Origin of the sequence: Candidatus Cardinium hertigii, from assembly GCF_050864855.1 — a bacterium.
Lineage (GTDB): Bacteria > Bacteroidota > Bacteroidia > Cytophagales > Amoebophilaceae > Cardinium > Cardinium hertigii_C.
In genome coordinates, this window is the sequence record NZ_JBOZWW010000004.1 from 1 (window position 1) to 16,845 (window position 16,845).

At 36.1% G+C, this 16,845-nt stretch carries 16 protein-coding genes, 1 rRNA gene and 1 pseudogene; 5 read left to right on the top strand and 13 right to left on the bottom strand.

The features are described 5' to 3' along the window. A pseudogene (locus tag ACRRVB_RS00230) lies at positions 1 to 193 on the top strand (IS5-like element ISCca5 family transposase); the annotation flags it as partial. On the opposite strand, the gene ACRRVB_RS00235 reads toward ACRRVB_RS00230, so the two are convergent. The 4 genes from ACRRVB_RS00235 to ACRRVB_RS00250 all read right to left on the bottom strand — a co-directional run bounded on the left by ACRRVB_RS00235 (position 123) and on the right by ACRRVB_RS00250 (position 3,976). After that, a complete protein-coding gene (locus tag ACRRVB_RS00235; protein WP_432466028.1) occupies positions 123 to 1,142 on the bottom strand; it encodes a dicarboxylate/amino acid:cation symporter in 1,020 nt (339 codons plus the stop codon). The pseudogene ACRRVB_RS00230 and the gene ACRRVB_RS00235 overlap by 71 nt on opposite strands. Before the next feature lie 330 nt (positions 1,143 to 1,472). Continuing rightward, entirely contained in the window at positions 1,473 to 1,859 is a 387-nt protein-coding gene (locus ACRRVB_RS00240; protein WP_432466029.1) for an RpnC/YadD family protein, read from the bottom strand. Between the two features lie 435 nt (positions 1,860 to 2,294). Further along, on the bottom strand, positions 2,295 to 3,320 hold the full coding sequence (locus ACRRVB_RS00245) for an IS5-like element ISCca7 family transposase (protein WP_432466030.1): 1,026 nt from the start codon (positions 3,318 to 3,320) through the stop codon (positions 2,295 to 2,297). A 92-nt stretch (positions 3,321 to 3,412) separates the two neighbouring features. Then, positions 3,413 to 3,976: a recombinase family protein gene (locus tag ACRRVB_RS00250; RefSeq protein ID WP_432466031.1), complete on the bottom strand. Its 564-nt coding sequence runs from the start codon at positions 3,974 to 3,976 to the stop codon at positions 3,413 to 3,415. A 167-nt stretch (positions 3,977 to 4,143) separates the two neighbouring features. Here ACRRVB_RS00250 and ACRRVB_RS00255 point away from each other — a divergent pair, with 167 nt between their 5' ends. Further along, positions 4,144 to 7,137: a Tn3 family transposase gene (locus ACRRVB_RS00255; protein ID WP_432466032.1), complete on the top strand. Its 2,994-nt coding sequence runs from the start codon at positions 4,144 to 4,146 to the stop codon at positions 7,135 to 7,137. Here the strand turns inward: ACRRVB_RS00255 and ACRRVB_RS00260 are convergent. Together ACRRVB_RS00260 and ltrA are read right to left on the bottom strand one after the other, a co-directional pair. Beyond that, positions 7,038 to 7,553 (bottom strand): PD-(D/E)XK nuclease family transposase, encoded by a 516-nt coding sequence (locus ACRRVB_RS00260; RefSeq protein WP_432466033.1) that lies wholly within the window; start codon positions 7,551 to 7,553, stop codon positions 7,038 to 7,040. The two genes, ACRRVB_RS00255 and ACRRVB_RS00260, sit on opposite strands and share 100 nt — an antisense overlap. Then, positions 7,553 to 9,103: a group II intron reverse transcriptase/maturase gene (gene ltrA / locus ACRRVB_RS00265; protein WP_432466034.1), complete on the bottom strand. Its 1,551-nt coding sequence runs from the start codon at positions 9,101 to 9,103 to the stop codon at positions 7,553 to 7,555. The genes ACRRVB_RS00260 and ltrA overlap by 1 nt, the downstream gene beginning before the upstream one ends. A gap of 141 nt (positions 9,104 to 9,244) precedes the next feature. Between ltrA and ACRRVB_RS00270 the strand changes: the two genes are divergently transcribed. After that, positions 9,245 to 9,439 carry a hypothetical protein gene (locus ACRRVB_RS00270; protein WP_432466035.1) on the top strand — a complete coding sequence of 65 codons (195 nt, stop codon included), beginning with the start codon at positions 9,245 to 9,247 and terminating at the stop codon, positions 9,437 to 9,439. 159 nt (positions 9,440 to 9,598) lie between these two features. On the opposite strand, the gene ACRRVB_RS00275 is transcribed toward ACRRVB_RS00270, so the two are convergent. Then, the gene (locus tag ACRRVB_RS00275; protein ID WP_432466036.1) at positions 9,599 to 9,982 is read right to left on the bottom strand and encodes a PD-(D/E)XK nuclease family transposase; all 384 of its coding nucleotides are present in this window, start codon (positions 9,980 to 9,982) and stop codon (positions 9,599 to 9,601) included. A 216-nt stretch (positions 9,983 to 10,198) separates the two neighbouring features. Here ACRRVB_RS00275 and ACRRVB_RS00280 point away from each other — a divergent pair, with 216 nt between their 5' ends. Together ACRRVB_RS00280 and ACRRVB_RS00285 are read left to right on the top strand one after the other, a co-directional pair. Beyond that, complete coding sequence (locus ACRRVB_RS00280) at positions 10,199 to 11,224, top strand: IS5-like element ISCca7 family transposase (protein WP_432466030.1); 1,026 nt, start codon at positions 10,199 to 10,201, stop codon at positions 11,222 to 11,224. Between the two features lie 688 nt (positions 11,225 to 11,912). Next, a complete protein-coding gene (locus tag ACRRVB_RS00285; RefSeq protein ID WP_432466037.1) occupies positions 11,913 to 12,620 on the top strand; it encodes a hypothetical protein in 708 nt (235 codons plus the stop codon). 57 nt (positions 12,621 to 12,677) lie between these two features. Here ACRRVB_RS00285 and ACRRVB_RS00290 read toward each other — a convergent pair whose 3' ends face one another. The 6 genes from ACRRVB_RS00290 to ACRRVB_RS00315 form a co-directional block, all read right to left on the bottom strand. Next, entirely contained in the window at positions 12,678 to 13,343 is a 666-nt protein-coding gene (locus ACRRVB_RS00290; RefSeq protein WP_432466038.1) for a hypothetical protein, read from the bottom strand. Then, complete coding sequence (locus ACRRVB_RS00295; protein ID WP_432466039.1) at positions 13,333 to 13,737, bottom strand: ExbD/TolR family protein; 405 nt, start codon at positions 13,735 to 13,737, stop codon at positions 13,333 to 13,335. The genes ACRRVB_RS00290 and ACRRVB_RS00295 overlap by 11 nt, the downstream gene beginning before the upstream one ends. A 26-nt stretch (positions 13,738 to 13,763) precedes the next feature. Continuing rightward, positions 13,764 to 14,378: a MotA/TolQ/ExbB proton channel family protein gene (locus ACRRVB_RS00300; protein ID WP_432466040.1), complete on the bottom strand. Its 615-nt coding sequence runs from the start codon at positions 14,376 to 14,378 to the stop codon at positions 13,764 to 13,766. Between the two features lie 49 nt (positions 14,379 to 14,427). After that, on the bottom strand, positions 14,428 to 15,075 hold the full coding sequence (locus tag ACRRVB_RS00305; RefSeq protein WP_432466041.1) for an SPOR domain-containing protein: 648 nt from the start codon (positions 15,073 to 15,075) through the stop codon (positions 14,428 to 14,430). Between the two features lie 215 nt (positions 15,076 to 15,290). After that, a complete protein-coding gene (locus tag ACRRVB_RS00310) occupies positions 15,291 to 15,827 on the bottom strand; it encodes a hypothetical protein (RefSeq protein ID WP_432466042.1) in 537 nt (178 codons plus the stop codon). A gap of 538 nt (positions 15,828 to 16,365) precedes the next feature. Then, positions 16,366 to 16,845 (bottom strand): 16S ribosomal RNA (locus ACRRVB_RS00315); the annotation flags it as partial.

A 16,845-nucleotide genomic window follows, 5' to 3' on the forward strand; every position in this document is an offset into this window, starting at 1 on the left:
TTATTTTATGTGCTATTGCTCATAACCTACGACTGATTACAAGAAAATTATTCTTAATACCCTCACAGTCAAATAAATTAAAACCTATATAATTAAAATTCTTAATCCAAAACCAGTTATACCTATATCTTGGGTAAGAAAAATAGAGCGCCTGATAAACCATATATATTATAAAGAAATATCCATTCAATAAATTTATTCAAAAATAATATTTCAGGGCCGACTACATAAATAACAGTTGCAAGTATAAAAGCTGCACATCCATTCATATTGATAGAAGTACAAAGTGGTAGGCAAAACCTACTAACGGTGGCTTTTACACCTAAGTCTTCTTCTATTACTTTTATAGTCGCAGGTAAAGTTCCCGTTGAGGACTTAGAAAAAAAAGCAATCGATAAGGCTGGAAACATAACTTGCATCATTTTCCATGGTTTTATTTTGTTCACGTATAGAAATAAAGGTAAGATAATAAGCCCTTGTATTAAGTTAGCCAGTATTATAATGGATAAATATTTAGTTAAGCCTGTTAGATGGATTCCATTACGTAACTGCATAATAGTTGATGTAGCAAAGCCAAATAAAGCTAATGGAATCATTTTCATAACCCAAAAAGTAATTTTTAGGAACATTTCATGCAACCCTTTAAAAAAACAAATCACTATATTACGCGACTTTTCGTCTGATATATATTGAATAGCTATACCCATAATAATGCTTAAAAACAGTGCACCTATTACATTATTTTCTATAAATGGACTGAATATATTGGATGGAATTAAGCTCATGAAATGGGATTGGTAATCCATTTTTGGAATACAAGGCTGTATAATATCATTTTTAGACATGTTTATATGAGAGGGCTTAATGATACAATATAAAATAGCAGTAATGGTTGCAGCTATAATGGTGGTTCCTATCGTATATAAGAGTAACCTTTTCCACATATGCTTCATTTTATGGACTTCGTTATGTTGAGAAATAGTGACAACCATAGAAAGTGTAATAACAGGCAAACTAATGAATTGAAAAATTTTGGTAAATATTTGTGTAATCAATACCGCTATTTTCTGCAAAATAAAAAAATCAAAATAAGTGGTTATAATACTTAACACGATAACTAAAAAATATATGATTATCATCATAACGTCAGTCGTTTTGGATTATAGTTAGAGCCTGTAAATCATTTTGTATAAGTGCCATTTTCTAGTAGAATCGTCCATCAAATTCGATAGCAAATCGATTCATAGCTGCCCCCCAATCATGTAAAGACATAGTCCACTTTTGTGATGCCTTCTGTATGGCTAAATATACCACTATAATAAGTAATTTTTGGTTCTCTTGCGTCTCTAGTGGGTTGTATATAGCCCCTCCCCTTCTTCTAAATCTTAGGTATTATTCTGCCATTAGCTTAGCGAAATTATCAAAAGTTAGATACCTGTTTTTGAGATCTGATTACTTTAAATATCTCTTATCTATACAATATTTTGAATATCACACTTAGATAAGCCAGTAATAGATATGATATCTTCTATAGGGTAACTTTTTGCAAGCATAGATTTAGCTATCTCTAGCTTACCTTCTTCTCTCCCTTCTTGTCTTCCTTTTTCTCTCCCTTCTTCTCTCCCTTCTTGTCTACCTTCTTGTCTAGCTTGTTTTTTCATAAAGTCTTCTACAGCCTGATTATCCATAATACGCTTGATTTCCTTATCATAAGTCCTTAATTCTTCTTCTGACCAGTTAAAACGATTTAACGCTTCATAGGCACGTTGGATCACTAAATCTGAATCTATTATTTTTCGCACGTCTTCTTCGCTAGTAGAGGACGCATATTTAAAAAAGTAACACCACTTCTCTATCATCGTAGAGAGCAATTCTATAGGGGTCGCCTTGGATATTGGAAATTATTGTACGTTAAGGTCTGTTTTCTGTACTAGCTTTGGGTTGTTTTTTCTTCCGAGTTATTATATCAATTGACGTGATAGACAACATTTTTCAGATACTATTTTTCCCATTTTCCAGCAAGTTATTAAAAGTGCTTAGCATGATTTTTTTAATTGTTTAAAGTGTACAATCGTTGAATACGGCATACTTGCGATGCGCTGTACCCGGTAGCTTGAGCGGTTTCATGTATACTTAGTTTTTTAACATTTCGAGACCGTTGTTATAGATAGTTATTATAATTTTTGATAAGGTTGTAGTTGTATTTTTTGTAGTTTTTATGGTTAAGGATGCATAAATTTCATTATTTATTGATTTTCAAGTTAATATTTGTATATTTTAGATATACCATCCCCCTAAAAACCCTTTAAAATGATATTTGGAGCTCTATATAAATTATAGGCTATAGATTCCATAACATGTTGCGTATGGGTTTTATCAAGGCCTATATACCTAGCTCCTGAACTACGGAACCACCTCTTAATACTTCCAAATACTCTTTCTACTTTATAGCGCGTCTTAGATACCAATTTATTAAACCGTTTAGCAGCAGGTGATAAGGGATGATTTCTATTACCTTTCTTTTGAATAGCTGATTTTAATTTCTTGTTTTTTAGTAAAGTTTCGTTGGGCAAACCGCTATAGCCTTTATCTCCATAGAGCCTGCTTCCTGCTTTTAGAGATACTTTATCCAATAATATAGGTAAATGGGCACCATCATGACTAGATGCTTTTGTAGTCGTGACTGCCAGAACTAAACCTTCTTTACTTTCTATAAGGACATGTCGTTTATACCCATAGTAAAGATTATGACCTTTTTTGGTCCAACTAGCTTCTGGATCTACCCCTTTTTGATAACTATGAGATACCGATATAGTACCATCCTCACGCAAATCATAGCTCTTTTTACCTTTGGGACGTCTAGGAGTAGGGGTGATAGAGGCGTCAATAACTGCACCATGCTGAACCAGAACACCATGGTTAGATAGTTGATCATTTATGATTTTTAACAATCTATCTAAAGCTTTCTTTTCTGTAAGAGCAGTCCTAAATCTGCTTAATACACTATGATCTGGTACGGAATTATCCATCGATATACCACAAAACCTGCTAAAAGTAATACGATCATTTACTTCCTCTTCGACTTGGTAATCGCTCAACCCATACCACTGCTCAAGCAATAGCATTTTAAACAAAAGAAGGGGACTATAAGCAGGCTTGCCTGATAAACGTAAACCTTTAGGATAATAAATACGCAGTTCTTTTTCTACTAATGACCAGTTAATCAGATTATTGATTTGATCAAAAAAGGTATGCTTGCATTTACGACGACTAGCTGATATATCTGATAAACTTAACTGACCGCTCACTTTGATTGACATAATAATATCATAAAATTTTTATTACAAAACCTAAACAATAATTACAAGTTAAACTTTTAATAAAATTAACAATTACTTTTTTATACTAAAATCTAAAAACCTATTGCAACGGTCTCATTTCGATAGTACATCACTTTCTGGTGTCTTTCATGATCAGCTTGTTTTCCCCTATATTTACCTTGTTCGTGCGCTCTTTCGATTCCCTGTTTTTGTCGTTGTCGACGACTCAGCCAATCTTTATGGGACATTGTAGCCATGAGATCTATGAGCATATTATTGATAGCGGCAATAACAGCACATGTTACTGGATCATTTTGTGATGGTTCTTTTTCAGATAAAGCCTGCCATGAGGTTGGTATATCTAGGCTGACAATTCTCAGTTGATGCTGTTGAATTTTCTTTTTGAGTGTTTCCCAGTCACTGTTGGTCAACCGTGTCAACCTGTCTACCTGCTCTACCAGTAAAATATCATTCTTGTGACTGTCGATCAATAATCGTCCCAACTCTGGTCTGTCTAGTTTTATTCCACTGATATTTTCTCGGTAATAGCTCGCGATTTTATGCCCTCTTTCTTGAACAAATTTTTCAAGCATCTCTTTTCCGCGGTCTACAAACTGATCTTCTGTTGAAGCTCTCAAATAAGCCCTGATGAACATATTCTCATGAATTTATCGTATTTAGGTTATGTCATTGAATCTATCGCATATAGGTTATATCATTGATTAGATATTGTGTTGTTTTTGTTATGTTGTTGGAGTACACCCTTATGCGATAAGGATTTGAACAAAAATTAATCTACAAAATAATTATCAATGCAAACTATATGCCTAGGAGACAAATTCTTTCCAAGTCCGAAAAAGCATCATTACTAGCTTTACCTGATGATGAACTGACGCTGACCCGCATGGCTTATTTCAGCGAACAGGATTTAGCGCTTATTCATACGCACCGAAAACCAGCCAATAGATTCGGTTTTTCTGTCTTACTTTGTTACCTGAAGAATATAGGTATGATTCCGGATAAAAAATCACTACCTTCCGATTTTTTACTCAAGCATATAGCTAGCAGACTTAATTTATCAAAAGAACTTTGGCAAGATTACGCATCAGTAAGAGACACCACTCGCAGGGAACATTTAATAGAGCTATACCGCTATCTAGGACTAAAAAAATTTACAAAACAGATTCAAAATGATTGCATCTCATATTTAACTCCACTTGCAACACGCACGGATAAAGGTATTCTGCTAGCAAAAGAATTTCTAAAGTATATCCAGCAGAATCGCGTGATTATTCCCTCCATCGATGTACTAGAGCGAACCTGCTCATCGGCTATGGTTTGCGGCGACAAATCGGTATTCTCGACGCTGAATGTTCATCTTATTCCAGCGCATAAAGTTATTCTAGACAGCCTTCTGATTTCATCAAATAATCAGTTTTCACGTCTAGCTTGGATTCTTCAACCTCCTGGTAAAATTAACGGAAAAAATGTATTACAGCACATTGAACGTCTGAATACGATCGTGGAGATGAACTTACCGGTAGGGATCGGACGTTTAGTTCATCAGAATCGGTTACTAAAACTTGCCCGTGAGGGCCGGAAAATGAGCAGCCGAGATTTGACTAAGTTCTCATCAAGCAGAAGACACGCTATTCTGATATGTGTCATTGAAGAAGCAAGAGCCACACTTACAGATGAGATCATTGATCTGCATGAGCGTATCTTGAACAGCATGTTCAGCCGGGCTAAAAGAACTCAGGCGGAGCGACTCCAGCAGACAGGCAAACTTATCCAGTCTAAACTGTACCAGTATATTTCTGTTGGTCAAGCCCTAACTGAAGCCCGTGAATCCGGCCAAGATCCTTGGACTGCTATCGAACATGTTATGCCATGGCAAGAATTTATTACAAGTCTAGAAGAAACCCGTTGTTTGATTAAAAAAAGTAATTTTGATCCTCTGCATATTATCATTGAGAAATATAGTACGTTACGTAAATACGCTCCAAGAATGTTGTCTTCGTTGGAACTGAATGCCACGCCAGCTGCACAGTCACTAGCCGATGCTCTGACAGTAATCAGAGAGATGTATTGTAAGCAGTTAAGAAAGGTACCACCAACAGCGCCGATAGCTTTTATCCCTGCAAGCTGGAGAAAAGTTGTTATTACATCCACCGGAATAGATCGAAAATATTATGAATTTTGCGCTCTTAACGAACTGAAAGGTGCGCTCCGTTCCGGGGATATTTGGGTAAAAGGTTCCCGCCGATATAAAAACTTTGACGATTACCTCATTCCTGAAAATGAGTTTGATAAGTTGATTCAGAATCATCAGTTACCACTTCCTATCCCTTGTGATTACAGTGAATATATCGGCAGTCGCCTAACATTATTGAAATCACGACTTAAAGAGGTAAATAAAATGGCCCTTATAGGTTATTTACCTAATGTTGAAATATCTGATAAAAGAGTGAAGATCACGCCATTGGATAATAGTGTTCCTGCAGAGGTTTCACCGCTGACAGACCTGGTTTATAATATGTTACCTCATCCTAAAATTACAGAGATACTAGATGAAGTAAACCGCTGGACGGCGTTTACTGACCATTTTTCTCATCTCAAAAATCAGGTCATTCGCCCTGATACTCGGCTCCTCCTAACCACTATCCTGGCTGATGGAATCAACCTAGGTCTCGGTAAAATGGCAGAGGCCTGTCCTGGAGTCACTAGATCTTCACTAGAAGGTATTCAGGCGTGGTATATACGAGATGAAACGTACTCAGCCGCTCTTGCTGAACTAGTTAATGCGCAGAGCAAACAGCCTATGGTGGTATACTGGGGTGACGGTACTACATCATCCTCAGACGGTCAGAACTTCAGAGTCGGAAGTCTTGGACGTTACGCTGGACAGGTAAACCCTAAATATGGTCAGGATCCTGGCATTCAGTTTTATACGCATATCTCTGATCAATACAGTCCATTTTATACCAGGGTTATCAGCCGGGTAAGGGATTCAACGCATGTGCTCGATGGATTGCTGTATCACGAAAGTGATCTAGAAATCAGGGAACACTATACCGATACATTTGGTTTCACCGATCATGTCTTTGCCATGATGCACCTACTTGGTTTTGAATTCTGCCCAAGAATTCGAGATCTACATGACAAACGGCTTTTTATTCAAGGCAAAGCCCAACAATACCATGGACTTCAGTCTATTATATCTGCGAACAACCTGAATCTGAAAGATATCGAATCAAACTGGTCTGATGTGCTTCGTCTAGCCACCTCGATCAGCCAGGGGACAGTTACTGCATCCCTAATGCTCAAGAAGTTGGCCAGTTATCCAAAACAGAACGGTCTGGCAAAAGCTCTCAGAGAAATCGGGAGAATAGAAAGAACATTATTCATGCTGAACTGGTTTCGAAATCCAGAATTGCGTCGACGTGTACAAAAAGGGCTGAATAAAGGAGAAGCCCGTAATGCCCTTGCCCGTGCGGTATTTATGCACAGGTTGGGGGAAATAAGAGATAGGAGAATGGAGAATCAGAGCTACCGCGCTAGTGGATTAACGCTGATCACAGCTGCGATCACGCTATGGAACACCGTCTACATCGAAAGAGCTGTCGACTCTCTGAAAAAACAGGGAATCAAAATCAATGATCAATTGTTATCCCATCTATCCCCATTAGGATGGGAGCATATCAATCTGACAGGCGATTATATCTGGCCAAGAAAGCGTAAAACAACATCAGGTAAGTTCAGATCTCTCAGATCTGCTAACATAGAACAATACAAAAAAAACCTTAACGTACAATAATTTCCAATATCCAAGGTGACCCCTATAGATTTAATCTTAAATTTTGGTAACTCTATAAAGGTGAAGGAAAAATCTTTTAAATCTCTTGCATATGTTTTAGAGTCTAAAATAACATGATTAGATAAATAATCTTTTTTTTCAGGGAAAACAATATAATCCGTAATAGCTATAAAGATCACTCCTTTGAGATCTTGGTATCTAGCACCTACTTCTTGACCTGCGTTGAGTTGCCTGCAATAAGCTTTAGAGGCATAGTACTGTGCTCTTTTTTCAAATCCTTCTTGGGGAGCTACCTGGTTAGGTAGGAGGGTGATATTACTATCACCCTCCCCCTTAGAAACGCAGCATGCGAATTTCCCAGCACTACGCTTGAGCCCCTTATCTAAGTCCTTTTTTTCTTGAACCGGCTTGTCCATCATACACTTACAATGTTTTGTTTCTTTTGTGGTGACACTAGTAGTAGTGAACCTTCTTTTGAGAATGAGCTTTTAAACATTTTTGTACGAATTGCCCTTTCTTCAAAATATTTCTTCCATCTAATGTCTAGAGGATTTGCATCCGCCTTGACTTTTATATGGCGCCTTATAGGTATATCGCTTAATTTTAGTAAGCGCATTTCCTTTAAATGGTTTCCAGCTATAGATGAAGCAAAGACCCATTGGCGTAGACCCCTTATTTTAAAGTAACGGTGTTTTATCCAACGTAATCCCTTGCGAGGATGTCTTTTCTTTGCCCACTTCCATAGTGCACACATAATTTCATGGTCTATTTTGCTAAAAGATTTCTTGGCACATACATGACGATAATAGTTTCCCCATCCTCTTAATAATGGATTGAGTAATTTAATTATTATTGCTTGTGTACTGCCTATATTTGCTCTTATTAATATACGTGCTTTTTTAAGAAATCTCTTAATACCCTCTTTCGAAGGTTTTATGATCAATTTCTTATTATTATACCTCCGTATATTACAACCAAGAAAATCAAATCCTGTATCAGTATGAGTAATCTTTGTCTTTTCTTCTGACAAGATAAGACCTCTTTCAGAAAGAAATGATGATACTAGTGGTTTAACTTCTTTTTCCAGTATTTCACGTGTATTTCCTGAAATGATAAAGTCATCCGCGTACCTAATTACATTTACTCCACTCCTGATTTTTGCTCTTTTTTTACTGCCCATTCTTCCAAATCTTCCTTCTAATAACTTTTCAAGGCCATCTAAGGTCAGATTAGCTAGCATGGGAGAGATGATACCGCCTTGGGGGGTACCTGCAGTTGTGGAATACAGGATTTTCGATTCTAGAAATCCAGCTTTTAACCAGCTATGAAGAACGCGCTTCTCCATAGGAATGTGCTGCATAAGCCATTCATGGTTAATGTTATCGAAACAGCCTTTGATGTCACCTTCTAGTATCCATTGAGGACGATTATGTGTTGCTAGTAATATACGGCTAGCCGCAATAGCGTCTGCGCAGGATCTTTTCGGTCTAAAGCCATAGGAATGCCGATCACTGGTTGTTTCAGATACCGGTTCCAGAGCAAACAGATATAATGCTTGCATGGCTCTATCTTGCATCGTGGGTATTCCAAGAGGCCTGCTTTTGCCATTGGATTTACTGATGTAAATACGTTTAAGCGGAGAAGGTTTGTATCCTCTCTGTTTTAATTGCCTTATTCCTTGAAATTTAGTGTTCTGGGTCGACCATAGTTGACGATCTACACCCGATGTCTTTTTTCCTTGGTTTTCCGTTACTCTTTTCACGGCCAAAGCTTTGCCACTAAAAGACCGTGTTAGAAGATGTTGTAAAGCTTTTACCTTACCCCATCTTCCTTTTTGGACCGCCTTAACAATACGTCTTTGTAGCCTCATAACGACCCTCTGGCATTTTTTCCAGGATAGCTGGTTCCATGCTTGGGAGTTGTCGGTAGGTGCACTTACGGTATTTAACACTGTAATCATCTGCATTCCTGCCTTAAGGGGGTTAACAAAGTTTCTTGTCACGAGAGACCTAATGGAAGTCTGCTTGCTTTCGCACGGATTAATCTTCTAAATCCTATCCATTCCATTACAGAATGGCCTTTGCTTTCTCCATTTTCCTTTACCTGCATGCTCAACGGTGTTCCTTACGGTCAACCTGCCTTGAATAAGGCGAAAATACAGGCTTACCCTGTTCCTTCGATCGTACATCAGTGGGTTAGGTGGCTTCACTATACCGGTGGATTTACTGTTTGCGTGCATCCAGAAACGAAGAATGCATCCTTTCCACGTACCATTTTGGTTAGAGCTTGTCAGCATCTTTAGCTCTTTAATCGTTACGGCATTTATTAAAGCTTCACTTACATTCACCATACCACTAGCCTAGCCCTCCAACCGCATTGATGCTTGCAGTTTATGCCCATCTCACAATGTTGCATTTTCTTTTTCAAGAAGAGGTTCATTGTCCGCATCGCTTGGCACAAATCAGTTGCCCGATTCGCACTGATGCGTAGACTCAGATGGCAAAACATCTGGTTTAATAAGGCTTAGAATTCTTTCTTTTGTTTTTCGAATGAATTCCTCACCATTCAAACAATACGGTCGAAGACTTTCAGGTCGCACCATCTCTACAATGATTTGCTTTCCATACTGGTCGGTGCATAACACATCTACTATACTCTCTTTTTTACAAGCAATATCTGGATCTTGAATAGTAGATAAAAATCTAACCTCTTTTACCTTATCTGATTCTTTTAGATCTAGCACATCATTGATAAAGTGAATAAGAATATCTTTATGTTTTTCACTACCAAATATCTTACGAAAGGCTACATCGTTCTTGGGATTTAGAAATTTTGAGGTCACCATAAGGATACAGTATAGTTATTAAGAATAAGATTCAATATAATAACTTTTTAGGTTCTGATGAACCTATATAATCAGAATAAAATACCAATTTTAACATATTGAGACCGTTGCAATAGGTTTTTAGATTTTAGTATAAAAAAGTAATTGTTAATTTTATTAAAAGTTTAACTTGTAATTATTGTTTAGGTTTTGTAATAAAAATTTTATGATATTATTATGTCAATCAAAGTGAGCGGTCAGTTAAGTTTATCAGATATATCAGCTAGTCGTCGTAAATGCAAGCATACCTTTTTTGATCAAATCAATAATCTGATTAACTGGTCATTAGTAGAAAAAGAACTGCGTATTTATTATCCTAAAGGTTTACGTTTATCAGGCAAGCCTGCTTATAGTCCCCTTCTTTTGTTTAAAATGCTATTGCTTGAGCAGTGGTATGGGTTGAGCGATTACCAAGTCGAAGAGGAAGTAAATGATCGTATTACTTTTAGCAGGTTTTGTGGTATATCGATGGATAATTCCGTACCAGATCATAGTGTATTAAGCAGATTTAGGACTGCTCTTACAGAAAAGAAAGCTTTAGATAGATTGTTAAAAATCATAAATGATCAACTATCTAACCATGGTGTTCTGGTTCAGCATGGTGCAGTTATTGACGCCTCTATCACCCCTACTCCTAGACGTCCCAAAGGTAAAAAGAGCTATGATTTGCGTGAGGATGGTACTATATCGGTATCTCATAGTTATCAAAAAGGGGTAGATCCAGAAGCTAGTTGGACCAAAAAAGGTCATAATCTTTACTATGGGTATAAACGACATGTCCTTATAGAAAGTAAAGAAGGTTTAGTTCTGGCAGTCACGACTACAAAAGCATCTAGTCATGATGGTGCCCATTTACCTATATTATTGGATAAAGTATCTCTAAAAGCAGGAAGCAGGCTCTATGGAGATAAAGGCTATAGCGGTTTGCCCAACGAAACTTTACTAAAAAACAAGAAATTAAAATCAGCTATTCAAAAGAAAGGTAATAGAAATCATCCCTTATCACCTGCTGCTAAACGGTTTAATAAATTGGTATCTAAGACGCGCTATAAAGTAGAAAGAGTATTTGGAAGTATTAAGAGGTGGTTCCGTAGTTCAGGAGCTAGGTATATAGGCCTTGATAAAACCCATACGCAACATGTTATGGAATCTATAGCCTATAATTTATATAGAGCTCCAAATATCATTTTAAAGGGTTTTTAGGGGGATGGTATATCTAAAATATACAAATATTAACTTGAAAATCAATAAATAATGAAATTTATGCATCCTTAACCATAAAAACTACAAAAAATACAACTACAACCTTATCAAAAATTATAATAACTATCTATAACAACGGTCTCATATTATCTAAAATATATTAAAAATAATCAGTTTATAGTATTTTGTTTTTTGAGATCTCAATATGATACATATAATTGATTAGTTTACCGATTATTTTTTAGATGTCTCAAAAAACGATCGTTTTTACATGACGTTGACCAGATTGATCACTAAATAAACCATGTTGATCACGAAATAAACCTTTGGATAGTTCGGAGTTTATAAAAACAGAAAAGAATTAGTAGCTGATTTAATAACGTGACTTCTACAACAAACCCTAATCTTTTCCACAGGTTTTCTCCCTAAGATTTAATAATTTGATTGCTTATTTTAATCTCCAAGTGTAAAGCACAAAGATTTTTTTAACGAACATTTTTTTAATATACGCCCCTAAACTACGTTAATACAATTAATTTGTTTACATTAATTATACAACCTACTATAGATCCATTCTTCATTGGTTCCTTGTTGGAACAATCACTAGCTTGTCTAAGCTAGACCAATTTAGTTTAGGGGAATAGGTAAAAACGGCCAAAAATAAAGATAGTATAAATCAATAACTTATATGAAAACTATCACTTGCTCAAAAAAAATTGTTTTAATTTTAGCATGGTATGGAATAATAGTTTTAAATGGAACTACCTGCTTTAAATCAGCCGAAAAAAAATATTGGTCAGTCGATAGTAAAGCAGAGCCTATCACGAAAGAGACAAATAGTATCTCTGAAAAAGAGGATCACAATTGCCTAGCTGATCCAATAGCAAGAGATAATGGTATTGATGTATATTATTGGGGTCATAAAATGGTGGATAAAAGTAGTAAAAAAGAGCATCATATAGATCAACTAGAAAACAGTACCTGTCATACGTTTCATTCAGTAATAGCAAATAAACAAGCAGTCCTAGATGATTCCAACCTAAATTCTCGAGAAATAAATGGTAGTTCTGAAAAAGAAGGCCAGAATTTCCAAGCTGATCCAATAGAAGAAGATAATTCTATCTATCTATGTTCGGATCATAAAAGGGTGGATGAAAATAGTGAAGAAGAAAATGTTATATATCAACGGGAAAACAGTACCTGTCATACGTCTCATTCAGTAGTAACAAATGATCAAGTAGTCCTAAATGATCTTATAAAAACAGCCCCGACTGATAAAGAAGCACAGTCTAAGCAAGTGGAAGATTCGATTAATTACGCTGTCTCATCTGATGAAAATTTAGAGTCTACTTTGGTATGTAGTGGAACTACAACAATTAGAGACGATTATGATTGAAAACAATGTATAATCAATAGAAACTTACAACAAGCACCAAAAAGTGCGCATATACTGCTATTTTGCTACTAGTACAAACGTAACCTTACCTGTAGAAATACCAGATGGGGTCTCAGCTGTTTTGCTAAAAGTAAGGTCAAGCAGCGCATCTGCGTAAATTTTTTCTACGATAGGTGTAACGGTCTTTTCAATTGTTCGAATAGAAACGATTTCACCATTTTGATCTACTTGAATTTCAAAAACTATTTTACCACATTCTTCTGTCCTATCTCTTGGATTAGGGACTACATCCCACTCCCAACCTTTTAGTTCAAGCATAGCACCCGTTTGAATATGGTTTCCTGTATGGTATAATCCCCGTCTATCTATTTGAGTCGTTTTATGAGTAGGTGCGATTTTTTGTACCACTTTTGTACCATTTGGCTGCTTTTGAAAGGCTTGTTTTGGCAGAAGATGTTTATTTTTTACCTTACTTTTAGATGTATTATTGGTTTGACGAACAGGTACATCAATAGCTTGCATGGATGGTTGAGGTTTATGATGAGCATTATTTTTGGCTACTGTATACCTCGATTGTAAAGCAACTTTATAAGGCTGTCGATTAGGATATCTTGGGGCTGGAGTATGACGTATAGAATAAGCCAACCCTAAAAGGAATAAATGCAAGGCAGCTGATAAGGCTATTCCTTGGCCATGTGGAGAAAATAACCAGCTAGCCTTCATATTTTTTTTCAAATTCTGTTGCTATGGAAACTGTAGCACCTAGTCTATTCACTATATCAGCTATTTTAACCATATGAGCTATAGAAAGACTCTTATCCATATATAATACAACTACCTTACTAGATCTTTTTGCTAGTAGATCCTGTAACACATTGTGCAACTGATTGAAGACAACCCGCTTACCGTCTACATAATAGGTCAATTGAGCAGTAACTGTTACGTTTACATGGATAGATTCCGTTTTTTCATTTGTGCTTGATGGTAACTCAACTGGAAGCACTTGAGGGCCATAACTAGCTGTGATGAGTAAAAAAATCAATAATAAAAATACAATATCAGTCATAGAGGCCATACTAAAAGAGGCATCTATCTTATTTTTTGTACTGATTTTCATACTTTAATTTATTTTATACCATTCTACTATAGGGATCTCACCTTGGCTAAGAAAAGATTAACGACATAAGTTAATGTTGCTACAGCTTTATTAACTTGAGCAATACAATAATTATAACCTAAATAGGCTATAATGCCAACGATTAATCCCGCTACGGTTGTCACCATGGCTTCATAGATGCCACTTGAAAAAAGATGAGAAGCTATATGATGATTTTCTTGAGAAATTGCCATGAATGTCTGAATCATACCTGTTACCGTACCTAAGAAGCCAATCATAGGTGCAACCCCAGAAATGGTTGCTAGTAAAGAAAGTTTCTCTTCTAAATAAGCTATTATCTTACTAGATACACTTTCTAAAATCAATGCAACATTTGAAGTTTGTCGCTCTGCTATCCCTTTGCTGATTACTTTTTGTATAATATTATCTTGATCGGTACAGATATGCTTGATCTTTGAAAGGTCTCCATTATTTAATGCTTCTTCCATCAATACCAAAAAAGTGCTGGAAAAGTTTAAGTACTTTCGATAGATGAACAAACGTTCTACTATTATATAAACAGCTATTACAGATAGACCTATAAGGGGCAACATTAACCAACCACCTTTTAATAGCAACCCTAATAAGGTATATGTAGTCATAAAATTATAAATAATGAATGGATGTAAAACCAAACCCAACGATAAAACACTAGTACTTTAAAATAAACATATGGGGATATCTTGATTTAAATTTCTTAAGCTTTTCGTTTGCTTCAGATTCAGTTTTACTATGGCCTATGGTCACACGATAGTACATTTCTGTTTTGTTTTTATTTATTCTAGGTAGAATAAGACAGACCCCTTCTTTTTTTTTCATAAGTTGTTGAACCACTTTTTTAGCAGACCGCTTATCTAAATAACTGACCACTACTAGGTGGTATATGCCTTGTGGCTCACTTAATTCCTGATAGGTACCTGGCTTTACTAGTGGCTTGTTTTGTTTTATGACTAGCTGCTCTTGCGTAGCACTAATGCTCTCTTTTATTTTGGTACTTTTCTTATTTTCAAAGGGTGACTCACCTCGGACAGATTGGTTAAAGCCTTTATGAACATTTGTATTCATTTGACTTGAATGGGCCAATTGGGGAAGAGCATCAGCACTATTACTTGTTGTGTCAAGAGCAGGTGTAGTATTTTTCTGACTTAGCATCTTTACATAACCATTATAACCCATTTTGGCCGTAATAAGGATGACTATTACACCTATAATAACCAATATTGGCCATATAACTTTTTTCTTAGGTAATGCTTGAAAGTCTGGTTGGGGCAATCCAAATTTATGATCAACAGTGTCCATAAAGGTAGTAAAAAATTTTTAAGTAGAGCTGCATAAATGCTATTTACAAATTAGAGTACGGATAAAACCGCTCATTAATTAATAGTAATATAATAAATTTATAGAAAAATGTGCTGATGCAGGTCACAACATGAAATAAAGAATGCTACGCTGATCAAATCAAACGTTATTTAAACTATAAGAAAGCTTTAATATATTTTACAAAATGATAGTTTTTATGATAGAATTTGTTGTATCAGCTGACAAAGCGCACCATAAGATTCTGCAAAGAGTGGGCACATATTGCCAGTTGGACTATTTTTAATTTGTGTACGACTGGCACTAAAGGTTTCGCCAAAAAGCATATCCAATTTATAAATTGGATAACGGAATAAAAAACTACTTTGCTGATCATTATCCCGATTGGTAGAACCATCCATAACAATAGAGACCAATTTAGATAATTTATGCTTGTTGTCAGAAACCAAGGTTATAAAATTATCCAAACCAACTGGTAGCATACTATTGTACTCAGGAAGCACAAGCACTATCTTTTCTGTAAGAGATAAGGTATTTTGCAATACTATTAATTTTTCTTCTTCAATCTCTAAAGGTTGATTGGATGAAGTCTGTATGATTTTTTCTAAGTTTATTACTTCTAACATTGTACCACACCCTTTTGCTTCTAATGCACCTGCACACCAACAACTAAAATTTTCTGGAAAGGCATTACCAGGCTCAGTCGTAGTGAGCATAAGAACCTTGCTTTTCATCTTGTGGCATTTCTTTAAACTTTGATAGACGCAAATTATAGGCCATTAAAAATAGTTGCATAACTAGTAACACATTTTAATGAAAAGTTTTACGTTTTTTCTAAAATTTTTAGTGGTTTATTATAATCATTAAACCATTTGTTCTTGTAGAATAGATAAAATGTGGAAGCAACAAGTAATGTACGAATATAGCAATTATTTGGGGCAAATAAGCCATTATACCTGTTTATTATGTCTTTTAGCTTGGTGATTTCGTTTGGATAGCATAATTCCATTGGTCATTTTTATGTATATGCAGGGCCAGTAAGGACTAGATATTGGAATGCATAGCCATTTAAAACAAATATAACAGAAGTGATAACTATGGCAAATAAAATGTAAAAGTTAAGAACTTAATTGGCCTTCTTCAGTGGTTTGATTTGATAATGGCTTAAGTAAATAAAATATAGGAAGAAACTAATAAGTTGTAAACAAATAGAGGGGGAAATAATATTTAAAATAAATGTGGTAAGAAGAGAGGAACTGCATTTTACTCTATAAAAGAGATATTCCAGCCACACCTTCCGGTACGGCTACCTTGTTACAACTTAGCCCCAGTCGCTGGTCTAACACTAAACAGCTCCTATTACGGCCACTGTCTTCAAGCTCTACCAACTCCCATGGCTTGATGGGCGGTGTGTACAAGGTCCGAGAACGTATTCACCGCGTCATTGCTGATACGCGATTACTAGCGATTCCAACTTCATGAGGTCGAATTGCAGACCTCAATCCGAACTGAGACATGCTTTTGGGATTTGCATCTTGTTACCAAGTAGCTTCCTTTTGTACATGCCATTGTAGTACGTGTGTAGCCCTGGGCATAAAGGCCATGATGACTTGACCTCATCCTCTCCTTCCTCCCGCTTACACGGGCAGTCTACTTAAAGTTCCCACCATTACGTGCTGGCAATTAAGTAAAAGGGTTTCGCTCGTTATAGGACTTAACCCAACACCTCACGGCACGAGCTGACGACAGCCA